Here is a 14,651-nt window from a genome sequence, read left to right on the forward strand (position 1 = left end):
CTGTCCCTCATAAGATATTTGAATGACTTCTAACTTTCTAAAAAACTACCAATTTCAACGGCTGCTATCCTTTGTTTTCATACTCATCGGCTGCCTCTTTTTCTAAAAGACCCACCTGGATAAGACCATTGAGAATCCCGTGATTAGAAGAATTCGTCGTGATTAAATCGGCTGCAGCCTTTGCTTCAGGAACCCCATTACACATAGCAATCCCCGTTCCAATCATTGTTAACATCTCCAAGTCATTCAAACCATCTCCAAACGCAAAACAATTCTCATTATTGATATCTAAGTACTCTTGCAGTTTGTGAATACCGACCGCTTTTGAGGCGCCTTTTGGAAGGAAATCATAAGCATGATCATGCCATTTGACGAAGTGGAAATCAGGGAAACGGTCGATATATAGATCCTCGTCCCCGCTATTACAGTAAAGATGTCCTTGATATATAGGCCTATTTTTATAAAATCCTTCATCAACTTTAGGATAGGACATCATCAATGAATCAAAACTAGATTCAATTAGTGGATGGTTTCCTTCGCTGACCCTATAATCATCGTGGCTGCAGTAAGCAAGGGCATGCCCTTTACTTGCTGTCATAGTGGTGATGGATTGAAGCAGCTCATCATTGATTGGATTCGCGTATATTTCTTGCCCTTCAAACACGACATATTGTCCATTCATGGAAATAAAAGAGTCGATATTTAATTCTTTTTGAATCCAATAAAACATTTTCGGTACACGACCAGTGGCGATAACTGTGTGAACTCCTTTTTCCTGAAGTAAACGAACGGCCTTCTTTGTAGAATCCGGAATCACTTTATCCTCGTCAAGCAGCATACCATCAATATCAAAAAAAACAATAGGCTTTGTCATTTTCTACCCCTCCGTTAAAACACAACACGGTCGTTACGCTCAGAGGATTCCGATCACGCCGACATCGTGTTGTGAGTTCCTGCAAAAACAGAATATTTTATGAAACGCGTTTCAGGTCAAGTGGTTTGTAAAAAAAATTCTGTTTTAGCAGTTCCTTTAATGTAAGAATTCGAAGGGAGAGGACAATTGATACTTGAGATTACACCGTTTTTCGCTCAATTAATTTCACAGGAATTTCATTTTGTGCAATCTCTTCATTTTTGATGATTCCTTGTAAAAATAATTTCCTGCCGATATCCTCAAGGGGGATTTCAATTGTCGTGATATTCATCATTTTAGCAATGGGCTGATTATTGAAACCAATTAGTGCGAGGTCGTCTGGTATCCTAACATCTAAATTTTGCGCACAGGTTACAATCCCTGCCGCGACCTCATCGCTCGTCACTAGCAATGCTGTCGGAGGATTAGACATTTGTTTAATCCGATTTATTACCTTTTCTCCATCCTCAAAGTGAAGACAATCCTCGAAAATATAGGAAGGGTCAAAAGGCAAATGATAGTTCTTGATAAAATGCATATACGCTAATTCCCTGTTTCTACTATTTGTTCCTGATTTCCGTCCGATGCAATAACCGATTTTATGATGACCTTTTTGATGCAAGTAATCTAAGGCGAAATGGAAACTTTTATAGTGATCCACAAATATGGAGGATACGTTTTTCCCTCTAGTATCTTCGCATAAAACAATGGGCCCAAAAGGCAAATACGCTTCGATTGTTGACCAAGTACATATTCTCGAACAAATAATTAACGCATCAATCTGCTTTTGTTTGAGCATTTGAAGGGCTTCTAATTCCCTGGTCTCCACGTAATTGGTCTGAAATAAAACCAACTTGTAGTTGTTTTGTAACGCTTCATTCGCTATCCCTTTAATTAATAGTGCAAAATAAGGGTGATCGATAAAAGGAACAACCACACCAACAAGAAAGGTTTTCCCCATACTTAAATGGACGGCATTAATATTTTGTTGGTAGTTACTCTGTTTAATCGCTTCTAAAACTGCACCCCGTTTTTCTTCACTTACATAAGGATGATTATTTAACACTCGAGAAACAGTTGTTACAGATACGCCTGCCATCTTCGCCACATCTTTAATGTTTGTCATACAAGTACCTTCCTTAGCGGTGCCTGACACCATTGCAATCCCGCGTTTTTCAGTTAATCTTTGCATAATTGTATAATATAACCAGGATGTTTTGTAGTATCAGTGGACGACAACAAGTGCATTGATGGAATCACTATAATAACGAAAGGTACCTGACACCTGATTAGCCAAATGCTAATCGACTAAGTAACAGGGAGGTGGTATTTTCATGATCTAAATAATTAATTAGATTTTTAGTAGAATAGTAGTTGACTTTGGAAGGATACGATAGTAATATAGTAAATCTGATGAGGGCATTGCGAAAGAGGATATGATCTTCTTAAAAAATAATCCTTCACCAGTTGACAAAAATGATATAGATTGATATGATAAAAACCTCGCTGATTCAAATAAAATTATTTCAAAATAATATTTGACTTTATCGAAGCGAGATGATACAATGTTATTCTGTCACGAAATAGTTCTTTGAAAACTAAACAAAGCAGAAACGTCAACAAATTTTTTATTAGTGAATCTTTCGTCAGAAAGTGAAGCTAAGCCAACGTAACAAAATGAGCTAATCAACTTTCTTGGAGAGTTTGATCCTGGCTCAGGACGAACGCTGGCGGCGTGCCTAATACATGCAAGTCGAGCGAATCAATAGGAGCTTGCTCCTGTTGGTTAGCGGCGGACGGGTGAGTAACACGTGGGCAACCTGCCTGTAAGACTGGGATAACACCGGGAAACCGGTGCTAATACCGGATAATCCTTTTCCTCTCATGAGGAAAAGCTGAAAGTCGGTTTCGGCTGGCACTTACAGATGGGCCCGCGGCGCATTAGCTAGTTGGTGAGGTAACGGCTCACCAAGGCGACGATGCGTAGCCGACCTGAGAGGGTGATCGGCCACACTGGGACTGAGACACGGCCCAGACTCCTACGGGAGGCAGCAGTAGGGAATCTTCCACAATGGACGAAAGTCTGATGGAGCAACGCCGCGTGAGCGATGAAGGCCTTCGGGTCGTAAAGCTCTGTTGTTAGGGAAGAACAAGTACCGGAGTAACTGCCGGTACCTTGACGGTACCTAACCAGAAAGCCACGGCTAACTACGTGCCAGCAGCCGCGGTAATACGTAGGTGGCAAGCGTTGTCCGGAATTATTGGGCGTAAAGCGCGCGCAGGCGGTCCTTTAAGTCTGATGTGAAAGCCCACGGCTCAACCGTGGAGGGTCATTGGAAACTGGGGGACTTGAGTGCAGAAGAGGAAAGCGGAATTCCACGTGTAGCGGTGAAATGCGTAGAGATGTGGAGGAACACCAGTGGCGAAGGCGGCTTTCTGGTCTGTAACTGACGCTGAGGCGCGAAAGCGTGGGGAGCAAACAGGATTAGATACCCTGGTAGTCCACGCCGTAAACGATGAGTGCTAAGTGTTAGGGGGTTTCCGCCCCTTAGTGCTGCAGCTAACGCATTAAGCACTCCGCCTGGGGAGTACGGCCGCAAGGCTGAAACTCAAAGGAATTGACGGGGGCCCGCACAAGCGGTGGAGCATGTGGTTTAATTCGAAGCAACGCGAAGAACCTTACCAGGTCTTGACATCCTCTGACACTCCTAGAGATAGGACGTTCCCCTTCGGGGGACAGAGTGACAGGTGGTGCATGGTTGTCGTCAGCTCGTGTCGTGAGATGTTGGGTTAAGTCCCGCAACGAGCGCAACCCTTGATCTTAGTTGCCAGCATTCAGTTGGGCACTCTAAGGTGACTGCCGGTGACAAACCGGAGGAAGGTGGGGATGACGTCAAATCATCATGCCCCTTATGACCTGGGCTACACACGTGCTACAATGGATGGTACAAAGGGCTGCAAGACCGCGAGGTTTAGCCAATCCCATAAAACCATTCTCAGTTCGGATTGCAGGCTGCAACTCGCCTGCATGAAGCCGGAATCGCTAGTAATCGCGGATCAGCATGCCGCGGTGAATACGTTCCCGGGCCTTGTACACACCGCCCGTCACACCACGAGAGTTTGTAACACCCGAAGTCGGTGGGGTAACCGTAAGGAGCCAGCCGCCTAAGGTGGGACAGATGATTGGGGTGAAGTCGTAACAAGGTAGCCGTATCGGAAGGTGCGGCTGGATCACCTCCTTTCTAAGGATAATATGAGGTACTAGATACTTCATTAAAATGACGTTTCTGTATTTGTTTAGTTTTGAGAGAATTATCTCTCGAAACTTGTTCCTTGAAAACTAGATAGCAATTGACAAGACATCATATAAACAAGTAAGTTCTTTTACTAATTAACTTCGGTTAAGTTAGAAAGGGCGCACGGTGAATGCCTTGGCACTAGGAGCCGATGAAGGACGGGACTAACACCGATATGCTTCGGGGAGCTGTAAGTAAGCTTTGATCCGGAGATTTCCGAATGGGGGAACCCACTGTTCGTAATGGAACAGTATCTTTACCTGAATACATAGGGTATGGAAGGCATACCCGGGGAACTGAAACATCTAAGTACCCGGAGGAAGAGAAAGCAAACGCGATTCCCTGAGTAGCGGCGAGCGAAACGGGACATAGCCCAAACCAAGAGGCTTGCCTCTTGGGGTTGTAGGACACTCAACATGGAGTTACAAAGGAACGGGGTAGATGAAGCGATCTGGAAAGGTCCGTCATAGAAGGTAAAAACCCTGTAGTCGAAACTTCGTTCCCTCCTGAGTGGATCCTGAGTACGGCCGGACACGAGAAATCCGGTCGGAAGCAGGGAGGACCATCTCCCAAGGCTAAATACTCCCTAGTGACCGATAGTGAACCAGTACCGTGAGGGAAAGGTGAAAAGCACCCCGGAAGGGGAGTGAAATAGTTCCTGAAACCGTGTGCCTACAAGTAGTTAGAGCCCGTTAATGGGTGATAGCGTGCCTTTTGTAGAATGAACCGGCGAGTTACGATCCCATGCAAGGTTAAGTTGAAGAGACGGAGCCGCAGCGAAAGCGAGTCTGAATAGGGCGTATGAGTATGTGGTCGTAGACCCGAAACCAGGTGATCTACCCATGTCCAGGGTGAAGTCCAGGTAACACTGGATGGAGGCCCGAACCCACGCACGTTGAAAAGTGCGGGGATGAGGTGTGGGTAGCGGAGAAATTCCAATCGAACTTGGAGATAGCTGGTTCTCTCCGAAATAGCTTTAGGGCTAGCCTCACGTAGTAAGAGTCTTGGAGGTAGAGCACTGTTTGGACTAGGGGCCCTCATCGGGTTACCGAATTCAGACAAACTCCGAATGCCAAAGACTTATCCGTGGGAGTCAGACTGCGAGTGATAAGATCCGTAGTCAAAAGGGAAACAGCCCAGACCACCAGCTAAGGTCCCAAAGTATACGTTAAGTGGAAAAGGATGTGGAGTTGTTTAGACAACCAGGATGTTGGCTTAGAAGCAGCCACCATTTAAAGAGTGCGTAATAGCTCACTGGTCGAATGACTCTGCGCCGAAAATGTACCGGGGCTAAACGTATCACCGAAGCTGTGGATTGACATCGTAGATGTCAGTGGTAGGAGAGCGTTCTAAGGGCGTTGAAGCTAGACCGTAAGGACTGGTGGAGCGCTTAGAAGTGAGAATGCCGGTATGAGTAGCGAAAGATGAGTGAGAATCTCATCCACCGAATGCCTAAGGTTTCCTGAGGAAGGCTCGTCCGCTCAGGGTTAGTCGGGACCTAAGCCGAGGCCGAAAGGCGTAGGCGATGGACAACAGGTTGATATTCCTGTACCACCTCTTTATCGTTTGAGCAATGGGGGGACGCAGGAGGATAGGGTAAGCGCGCTGTTGGATATGCGCGTCTAAGCAGTTAGGCTGAGAAGTAGGCAAATCCGCTTCTCGCGAAGGCTGAGCTGTGATAGCGAGGGAAATTTAGTACCGAAGTTCCTGATTCCACACTGCCAAGAAAAGCCTCTAGCGAGATAAAAGGTGCCCGTACCGCAAACCGACACAGGTAGGCGAGGAGAGAATCCTAAGGTGAGCGAGAGAACTCTCGTTAAGGAACTCGGCAAAATGACCCCGTAACTTCGGGAGAAGGGGTGCTTTTTGAGGTGAATAGCCTCGAAGAGCCGCAGTGAATAGGCCCAGGCGACTGTTTAGCAAAAACACAGGTCTCTGCGAAGCCGCAAGGCGAAGTATAGGGGCTGACGCCTGCCCGGTGCTGGAAGGTTAAGAGGAGGGGTTAGCGCAAGCGAAGCTCTGAATCGAAGCCCCAGTAAACGGCGGCCGTAACTATAACGGTCCTAAGGTAGCGAAATTCCTTGTCGGGTAAGTTCCGACCCGCACGAAAGGCGTAACGATCTGGGCACTGTCTCAACGAGAGACTCGGTGAAATTATAGTACCTGTGAAGATGCAGGTTACCCGCGACAGGACGGAAAGACCCCGTGGAGCTTTACTGTAGCCTGATATTGAATTTTGGTACAGCTTGTACAGGATAGGTAGGAGCCTGAGAAGCCGGAGCGCTAGCTTCGGTGGAGGCGTCGGTGGGATACTACCCTGGCTGTATTGAAATTCTAACCCGCACCCCTGATCGGGGTGGGAGACAGTGTCAGGTGGGCAGTTTGACTGGGGCGGTCGCCTCCTAAAGAGTAACGGAGGCGCCCAAAGGTTCCCTCAGAATGGTTGGAAATCATTCGCAGAGTGTAAAGGCACAAGGGAGCTTGACTGCGAGACCTACAAGTCGAGCAGGGACGAAAGTCGGGCTTAGTGATCCGGTGGTTCCGCATGGAAGGGCCATCGCTCAACGGATAAAAGCTACCCCGGGGATAACAGGCTTATCTCCCCCAAGAGTCCACATCGACGGGGAGGTTTGGCACCTCGATGTCGGCTCATCGCATCCTGGGGCTGTAGTCGGTCCCAAGGGTTGGGCTGTTCGCCCATTAAAGCGGTACGCGAGCTGGGTTCAGAACGTCGTGAGACAGTTCGGTCCCTATCCGTCGTGGGCGCAGGAAATTTGAGAGGAGCTGTCCTTAGTACGAGAGGACCGGGATGGACGCACCGCTGGTGTACCAGTTGTTCTGCCAAGGGCATCGCTGGGTAGCTATGTGCGGACGGGATAAGTGCTGAAAGCATCTAAGCATGAAGCCCCCCTCAAGATGAGATTTCCCATAGCGCAAGCTAGTAAGAACCCTGAAAGATGATCAGGTTGATAGGTCAGAGGTGGAAGCGTGGTAACATGTGGAGCTGACTGATACTAATCGTTCGAGGACTTAACCAAAATTTTATATGATGATTGTCAGTTATCTAGTTTTGAGGGAATGAAACCCTCATATAGTCTGGCAGCAATGGCGAGAAGGTCACACCCGTTCCCATACCGAACACGGAAGTTAAGCTTCTCAGCGCCGATGGTAGTTGGGACACGCGTCCCTGTGAGAGTAGGACGTTGCCGGGCTAGCCCCAATTGGGGCTATTATTTTTGCTTAATATTAATAGATGGCCCCTTGGTCAAGCGGTTAAGACACCTCCCTTTCACGGAGGTAACACGGGTTCGAGTCCCGTAGGGGTCACCAAAGTTTTTTACGAGTTTGCGTAAAATAACTTTCAATACTTTCAATATAGTGGAGGATTAGCTCAGCTGGGAGAGCATCTGCCTTACAAGCAGAGGGTCGGCGGTTCGAGCCCGTCATCCTCCACCATTATAATATTTGTTTTTTGGCGGTGTAGCTCAGCTGGCTAGAGCGTTCGGTTCATACCCGAAAGGTCGGGGGTTCGACTCCCTTCGCCGCTACCAAATGTTTTTGCTAATTTTTATCTGGAGGAATACCCAAGTTTGGCTGAAGGGATCGGTCTTGAAAACCGACAGGCGGGTCATACCGCGCGGGGGTTCGAATCCCTCTTCCTCCTCCATAGTATTACTTTATTTCTATTGTCGCGGGGTGGAGCAACGAGCATTGCTTCATGAATAATCTGCGAGTTGTATCAATCGAGCTGCTGCTTGTATATGCTTACTGAGATTGATACAGTCCATGGAACATTGAGCATGGACAAAACTATATTATTTCTATTGTCGCGGGGTGGAGCAGTCCGGTAGCTCGTCGGGCTCATAACCCGAAGGTCGCAGGTTCAAATCCTGTCCCCGCAATATGGTCCGGTAGTTCAGTTGGTTAGAATGCCTGCCTGTCACGCAGGAGGTCGCGGGTTCGAGTCCCGTCCGGACCGCCATTTTTTTCTAGTAGAGTACCTGCTATTAATTTATAGATTTTGGCGATTGTGGCGAAGTGGTTAACGCACCTGATTGTGGTTCAGGCATTCGTGGGTTCGATTCCCATCAGTCGCCCCATTTATTTTTAATATTGGGCTATAGCCAAGCGGTAAGGCATCGCACTTTGACTGCGACATGCGTTGGTTCAAATCCAGCTAGCCCAGCCATTTTGTTTATTTTTTTCAACGCGGGTGTAGTTTAGTGGTAAAACCTCAGCCTTCCAAGCTGATGATGAGAGTTCGATTCTCTTCACCCGCTCCAATTCAATTCATTTTGGGCCTATAGCTCAGCTGGTTAGAGCGCACGCCTGATAAGCGTGAGGTCGATGGTTCGAGTCCATTTAGGCCCATCACAAATACATCCATAAAAAAAGACTTGAAAGCTTTAAATAGCTTTCAAGTCTTTTTTTGTTATAGATAAAACAACTATTTACAAAAGATATGTTTACCAATTCTTTTGATCTGTGGCCGGCTCCAGATCCAACTACTTGTCGCGGTATCAGGATTAAAATAGTAAATGGCTTCACCGCTAGGATCCCAGCCGTTAATGGCATCTAGGACCGCTTTTTTCGCAGTTGCATTTGGAGTTAAATTAATCTGTCCATCCGCAACCGCAGTAAAGGCCCCCGGTTGATAGATGACACCTGCAACCGTATCTGGGAACGATGTGTGGCTGACTCGGTTTAAAATAACAGCTGCAACAGCGACTTGCCCCATGTATTCCTCTCCGCGTGATTCCCCGTATACAGCGTTTGACATCAATTGAATATCATTTTGAGAATAACCGTTAGGTACATTAGCGGAATTGTTATTATTACCTGATGATCCTGGCTCATACTTAGTCGCTTTAACAATAGCTGCTTTTGTTTTTGCCCCGACAACACCATCAACAGGCAGACCGAATTGATCTTGAAAATTGCGTACGGCCCAGTATGTATTCCAGCCAAATACACCGTCTACCTGACTCGTATAAAAACCGTTATATTTGAGCCGTGACTGCAACTCAATCACGTCATCGCCAGTGGAACCTCTTTGCAACACTTGGCTTGTGAATGCTTGTACGTCTTTACTTTGTTCGCTAGTGGTTATAAGCACAACAAATAGAAACATTACAATCAAGGGTGATTTGAAGAAAGATCTTCTCTGCATACCTAACCTCCTAACTTTTTATTCCTTTACCATATATTCTTCCAATATCTACTCTTTAATATTTACTCACTTCAATAGACCCTATAATTTTTTTATGTTTATAATGGACAGGGTTTTCGATGTGTACCTTTACCTGTATGTGTTACTGGTAGTATTTAGAGATGAAATTGTGGTTTACAAAATAGGAAAGTAACTAATTGTGACCTGTAAAAAAAGGATACCGTCTGATAACGGTATCCCATTTCACTATTTATTAGACTCGATAACATTTGCTGCGGAGTTCTGAATGATCATTTCGAGTGCACTATTATTGGACTATTTATGGCTTTGTTTTCTTTAATTTTATCAAAAAGAAGTTTAGTACCAGCATCACCTAATTTTTTTACTGGGATTTCTATCCTTGTTAACGATGGTGACAGAAATGCTGAAATGTTAGAATTACTGTATCCAACAATGGATATGTCGTTTGGAATAGAAATACCATGATCTGACGACGATTTATAAAGACTCAATACCTTTAAATCGTCTGTCGCAAAAACAGCAGAGGGTCGGTTAGGAGAAAGAAGCAGGCTCGTAGCTGATTCGTATGCAGTATTTACTGTGTAGCCACTATTAAATGATCCATTCTTCTCTTAATGGTAGTCAATATTCCTTTATACAGTCTTTATATCCTTCTAATCGATCGATTGAAATATGGTAATCAAGTGGTGAGTGAAGACAAGCATTATCTCTATGTCCTTGCTCAATTAAAAATTTAGTTAAATTATAACTATCTTGGTAGTTATTCGTATCCACAAAATATTGGTATATTCCCCGTCTACTTTTCCGATCACTACAATTGGAATGTTAAAAACATCTAATTGTTTGAAAAAGTCTTCATTTGCTGGAGAAGTTAACATAATTATTCCTTTTATCATTTTTTCCTTTATTTTAGTGATGCATTTTTCAAGTTCATCTTTACTGTTTCTCGATGTCTATTTTCTTCCTCCGCATTTGAAGAAATTCTGTGTATAATCTCCTGAATGGCTGATTCGATAAAAAACTAATCAAACGTTTGATTGAATTGACTTGAAGTCTGGAGACACAAGGCCTTTCCAGGGGTCTATTAAATGAACGAGTGCCTCATTTACCGATAAGAGAAAAAAAGTTCCGTCGCGGTAAATGAAAACATAACAATGCCTACTAAAAAAAGGGGTACAATTGGTCAAATATAAAACACAGGACGATTATGATAACTATAATCGTCCTGTGTTTTAATCATCATTATTTAAGCGCCTTGCTAACCTTTAGCTTTTTTCCTTTAATCGTTGCATTCTCCATCGCCTGTAATACGAGTGAACCCTTGCCATTAAGAATATCGACATAGGTCATTTGATCCTGGATGGTGATAATGCCAATATCATCGGCTGTGACTCCTGGGATTTTTGCGATCGTTCCAACAAAGTCAACCGCGCGCATCTTCTTCCTTTTTCCACCGTTGAAATGGAGTTTCGTGATGCCTTGGTTAATCCGGGCCGTTTTATTATTTCTCACAACACGTCTGCCGCTGATTTTTTCCTCGAAGGCTTCTTTTGCTCTAGCCACTTCAGCCGGTTTTGGAGCCTCCATTTTAGGAATCTCAAAGCCAATATATCTTTCAATTGCTCGGACAAATTTTCCTTCATACGGTGTGGCGAACGTAATCGCTTTTCCTTCATTACCCGCACGGCCGGTTCTTCCTGTTCGGTGCACATAGCTTTCTTTTTCCATAGGGACGTCATAATTGATGACCAGGGTTACATTATCTATATCAATTCCTCGTGCGGCAACATCCGTTGCGATGAGGTAGCGAAAATTCCCCATTTTGAAGCCATCCATAACCGCAAATCGATCTTGCTGTTCCAATCCACCATGGAGTCGTTCACAAGAATAATTGGAGCTTTCCAATTCCGAATACACGGTATCGACATGTTCTTTTGTTCGGCAAAAAATAAGACAGCTGTCTGGATTTTCAACGATCGTCACATCTTTGAGAAGCGATAGCTTGTCTTCTTCTTTTCCTTCAATTAACAGATGCTCAATCGTATCTGTCGTGACTCCAGTAGAGGCAATCTCGACATTCACAGGATTGTTCATATATTTATGGCATAGGTTTTCAACATCCTTTGGTAAGGTAGCCGAGAATACCATCGTGACTCTGTCTGAAGGAAGTTCTTTTATGATGGCTTCCACTTCGTCGATAAAACCCATATTCAGCATCTCATCCGCTTCATCAATAATAAGATACTTTATTTCGTCTAGAACGAGAGTTTCTCTGTCGATATGATCCATGACACGTCCTGGTGTACCAACCACGACATGCGTTTTTTGCTGCAATTCTTCTTTTTGCTTCGAAAAGGGTTCTTTTCCATAAACGGCCATCGCTTTAATTCGCTTAAACCGGCCGATGTTGGTTACATCTTCACGAACTTGTACTGCAAGCTCTCTAGTTGGGGTAAGAATTAAGGCCTGTGGCTTTCTTTCTTCCCATTCCATCATGTCACAAATAGGTATCGCAAAGGAGGCGGTCTTGCCGCTGCCTGTTTGCGACTTCACGACTAGGTCCTGATTATTCAAAGCTAATGGAATGACTTCCGTTTGAACCTCGGTAGGAGTGTCGTATTTTAAAATGGAAAGTGCTCTGGTGATTTCTTCACTTAAATTATAATCCGTAAAACTTTTTTCGCTCATGTATTAACCTCGTTTTTTTGTATTATCCGGCTTATCTATAGGATTTCTCGCAAAGAAATATCGTATGCATAATCTGAATATGCTCCATTATACTTGATATAATGTAAAAAACGAACAGTGACTAGCACTGTTCGCACCATTAATGCAAAAAGAAGAAGCAGGAACCATGAAAATGATTTCTGCTTCTTCTGTAAAAGTGGCGTAATGGGGGAGACGTTAGTGACAATATATAGTAACTTCTAATATTAGGTTATTAATGGCAGTTGAAAGGCTATCGACTAATCTACTTAATACTAGAAGCTCCTACTAATGATTCTGGTGTCATACCGGATACTAAAAGGCTGATTTTTGCGTAACCGATATTTTTGATTTCAGAAAAAGTTTGTTTCAATACTTGGGAATTTTGGTCATCTTTTAATTTTTGTAATTCCTTTTTATACAAACGCAGAACAGATCCGTACACAAAATTAGGGGTATTTTGACCAGGATCCTCATCCATAATTAAACATCCCATGTATTGATATTTAAATTGGAATGCTCGGGTAAGATTCACAATATCCAACAGTTTTTTAAAAAGATTTGGATAGTCTTTTTGAAATTTCTCAAGGGCTTCGTTGGCAGCTTTTAATTCATCAATGCTAGATAATGTTATCATCATAAATTCTTCCTCCTCTTAATTGTCCCAAGGTTTTTCTAGTGAAATAAACTCAGCTAATTCTTTACTTTTTTGTCTTTTTAATTTACGAATTTCTGCTCTTTCTTTGCCTGTTGTGTAGAGGAATTCTTCTTCCTCGGTTTCAGGGATAATACTTGGAACTTCAACAGGCCGCTTATTTTCATCTAAAGCTACAAAAGTCAAAAATGCCGTAGCTGCAATGCGGCGCTCGCCATTCATCATATCTTCAGCAATAACTTTACAAAAAACTTCCATAGAAGTTCTACCTGTATATGTTACAAACGATTCGACACAGACTGAATCAGTTTGATGGATAGGGCATAAGAAGTCGATATGGTCAGTAGATGCAGTTACGCATTCTTTAACTCGAGAATGCCTGCGGGCTGATAACGTTGCGGCATCATCCAGTTTTTTCATCAAAACGCCGCCAAACAATGTATTGTAATTATTTAAATCACATGATAATACTTGAGCTGTATTAATAATGCGGCTTTCTTTCGCTTTTTTTGCTTTCATTAAGTTGCTTCCTTTCATGATTGGATTCTAGCTATTTAATACTATATCCACGTTGTTAAAAGGTGTTTTCTTGCCTGAAACAAGTGTACGCCGCATTGTTGAGTTAGTAAAATGGTTATATTTTATCTATAGCATAGCTTTTATCTATGTAAATGCTTTCAATTATGCATTATATAAATAGTGAATTTTTAGATAATAAAAGACGGTTCCATTATTATGAACCGTCTGACTAGTATAGGGCATATAAAATTAATCTTGAAATCCCTTTGTAAGCTGTTCTTTAGTGAACTTCAGCCATTCTTTTGCAGCAAAGGAGAAGTATTGATCTTTGCTCCAAATAATGGCTAGGTTCCAACTGATGGACGGGTTTACTACTTTAACTGACTTTATATTTTTATTTAGATTATTGCAAATACTCTCCGGCAAAAGGGAAATTCCAAGTTTGAACGAAACCATTTCTTCAATAAAAGACTGCTGTGAACTTTCAGATATAATGTGTGGATTAAAGCCCACATTGTTACAAGAATGAATAATTCGATCGTTTAAGACAAAGTCCTTATTAAACAAAATAAAGGATTCGTTAGCCAATTCAGCTAACTGGACTTCCTCTCTTTCTGCTAGTGGGTGTGATGGGTGAAGGATGAGCTTTAGGTCTTCTTCCATAAAAGAGAAATGGTTGAAGAGTTCGTTCTTAGTCGGAAGAACAATGATTCCAACATCCAGAAGATTTTTGCCCACATCTTCTTCTATTTTCTTTGAACCATCTTCTACTAATTGAAAAGTAATCCCAGGGTACTTTTCGTGGAAGCTGCCAACAATTTTGAGGAAATCGTGCGCATTAAATATGGGAGGCAATCCAATACGAATATGCCCCTTTTTTAATCCTGTAAGGTTGTCCAATTCCGTTTCTAAATTTTTAAATGCTTTGTCAATTAACTTTGCTTGTTCCAATATGATTAGACCTGCATCGGTCAAGGCTAATTGCTTACGGGAACGATCAAAAAGAGCAACGCCCAACTCCGACTCAAGGTTTTTAATCATTTTACTAATGGTTGGTTGGGTAATAAATAAATGATCAGCTGCTCGGGAAAAACTGTTGAAATTCGACACTTCAATAAAATATTGTAAATGTTTGATATCCAATATGTACACCTGCTTGTAATTGATTTTTAGGATGGATATATCTATAAAGTTTCTTGAAATAGATTATATTATCACAAAGCCACCATCTTTTATAGCAGACAAAAATCAGTAACGCAAATTGCATTTTAAAAAAATAACATGAAATGTGACATTTGTCATACCCTGTACATGACACCTGCTACTAACAAGGACAAATTCCTTCAGTTATACTTTGGTTATTAATGAAAC

The 14,651-nt window shown here is 43.1% G+C and carries 7 protein-coding genes, 10 tRNA genes, 3 rRNA genes and 1 pseudogene; 13 read left to right on the plus strand and 8 right to left on the minus strand.

The features are described from left to right. Nucleotides 1-64: 64 nt before the first annotated feature. Both CCK98_RS03225 and CCK98_RS03230 read right to left on the minus strand, forming a co-directional pair. On the minus strand, nt 65-874 hold the full coding sequence (locus tag CCK98_RS03225; RefSeq protein ID WP_088085263.1) for a Cof-type HAD-IIB family hydrolase: 810 nt from the start codon (nt 872-874) through the stop codon (nt 65-67). A 199-nt stretch (nt 875-1,073) separates the two neighbouring features. Beyond that, a complete protein-coding gene (locus CCK98_RS03230) occupies nt 1,074-2,039 on the minus strand; it encodes a LacI family DNA-binding transcriptional regulator (protein ID WP_088085264.1) in 966 nt (321 codons plus the stop codon). Nucleotides 2,040-2,605: 566 nt separating this feature from the next. On the opposite strand from CCK98_RS03230, the gene CCK98_RS03235 reads away from it, so the two are divergent. The 13 genes from CCK98_RS03235 (at nt 2,606) to CCK98_RS03295 (ending at nt 8,580) form a co-directional block, all read left to right on the plus strand. After that, nucleotides 2,606-4,155, plus strand: a 16S ribosomal RNA gene (locus CCK98_RS03235). A 157-nt stretch (nt 4,156-4,312) separates the two neighbouring features. Beyond that, nucleotides 4,313-7,247: ribosomal RNA gene (locus tag CCK98_RS03240) — 23S ribosomal RNA — on the plus strand. Nucleotides 7,248-7,304: 57 nt separating this feature from the next. Next, nucleotides 7,305-7,421: ribosomal RNA gene (rrf, locus tag CCK98_RS03245) — 5S ribosomal RNA — on the plus strand. Together the 16S, 23S and 5S rRNA genes with 10 tRNA genes alongside form the textbook arrangement of a ribosomal RNA operon. A gap of 43 nt (nt 7,422-7,464) precedes the next feature. Beyond that, a tRNA-Glu gene (locus CCK98_RS03250) sits at nt 7,465-7,539 on the plus strand. A gap of 50 nt (nt 7,540-7,589) precedes the next feature. Next, nucleotides 7,590-7,665, plus strand: a tRNA-Val gene (locus CCK98_RS03255). A gap of 18 nt (nt 7,666-7,683) precedes the next feature. Then, nucleotides 7,684-7,760: transfer RNA gene (locus CCK98_RS03260), tRNA-Met, on the plus strand. 23 nt (nt 7,761-7,783) lie between these two features. Further along, nucleotides 7,784-7,876: transfer RNA gene (locus CCK98_RS03265), tRNA-Ser, on the plus strand. A gap of 161 nt (nt 7,877-8,037) precedes the next feature. Then, nucleotides 8,038-8,111, plus strand: a tRNA-Met gene (locus CCK98_RS03270). 3 nt (nt 8,112-8,114) lie between these two features. Then, nucleotides 8,115-8,191: transfer RNA gene (locus tag CCK98_RS03275), tRNA-Asp, on the plus strand. 42 nt (nt 8,192-8,233) lie between these two features. Then, nucleotides 8,234-8,309, plus strand: a tRNA-His gene (locus CCK98_RS03280). Nucleotides 8,310-8,323: 14 nt separating this feature from the next. Then, nucleotides 8,324-8,398: transfer RNA gene (locus CCK98_RS03285), tRNA-Gln, on the plus strand. 20 nt (nt 8,399-8,418) lie between these two features. Continuing rightward, nucleotides 8,419-8,492 (plus strand) — tRNA-Gly (locus tag CCK98_RS03290). Between the two features lie 14 nt (nt 8,493-8,506). After that, a tRNA-Ile gene (locus CCK98_RS03295) sits at nt 8,507-8,580 on the plus strand. A 76-nt stretch (nt 8,581-8,656) separates the two neighbouring features. Here the strand turns inward: CCK98_RS03295 and sleB are convergent. The 6 genes and pseudogenes from sleB to CCK98_RS03325 form a co-directional block, all read right to left on the minus strand. Continuing rightward, nucleotides 8,657-9,379 (minus strand): spore cortex-lytic enzyme, encoded by a 723-nt coding sequence (sleB, locus tag CCK98_RS03300; protein ID WP_088085265.1) that lies wholly within the window; start codon nt 9,377-9,379, stop codon nt 8,657-8,659. A 290-nt stretch (nt 9,380-9,669) separates the two neighbouring features. After that, a pseudogene (locus CCK98_RS36935) lies at nt 9,670-9,966 on the minus strand (substrate-binding domain-containing protein); the annotation flags it as partial. 676 nt (nt 9,967-10,642) lie between these two features. Beyond that, on the minus strand, nt 10,643-12,088 hold the full coding sequence (locus CCK98_RS03310; RefSeq protein ID WP_088085267.1) for a DEAD/DEAH box helicase: 1,446 nt from the start codon (nt 12,086-12,088) through the stop codon (nt 10,643-10,645). A gap of 283 nt (nt 12,089-12,371) precedes the next feature. Further along, entirely contained in the window at nt 12,372-12,746 is a 375-nt protein-coding gene (locus CCK98_RS03315) for a hypothetical protein (protein WP_256942243.1), read from the minus strand. Between the two features lie 15 nt (nt 12,747-12,761). Next, nucleotides 12,762-13,280 carry an acyl-CoA thioesterase gene (locus CCK98_RS03320; RefSeq protein ID WP_088085268.1) on the minus strand — a complete coding sequence of 173 codons (519 nt, stop codon included), beginning with the start codon at nt 13,278-13,280 and terminating at the stop codon, nt 12,762-12,764. Between the two features lie 249 nt (nt 13,281-13,529). After that, complete coding sequence (locus CCK98_RS03325; protein WP_088085269.1) at nt 13,530-14,423, minus strand: LysR family transcriptional regulator; 894 nt, start codon at nt 14,421-14,423, stop codon at nt 13,530-13,532. Between the last annotated feature and the right edge of the window lie 228 nt (nt 14,424-14,651).

Origin of the sequence: Bacillus sp. OV166, assembly GCF_900177675.1 — a bacterium.
GTDB lineage: Bacteria > Bacillota > Bacilli > Bacillales > Cytobacillaceae > Neobacillus.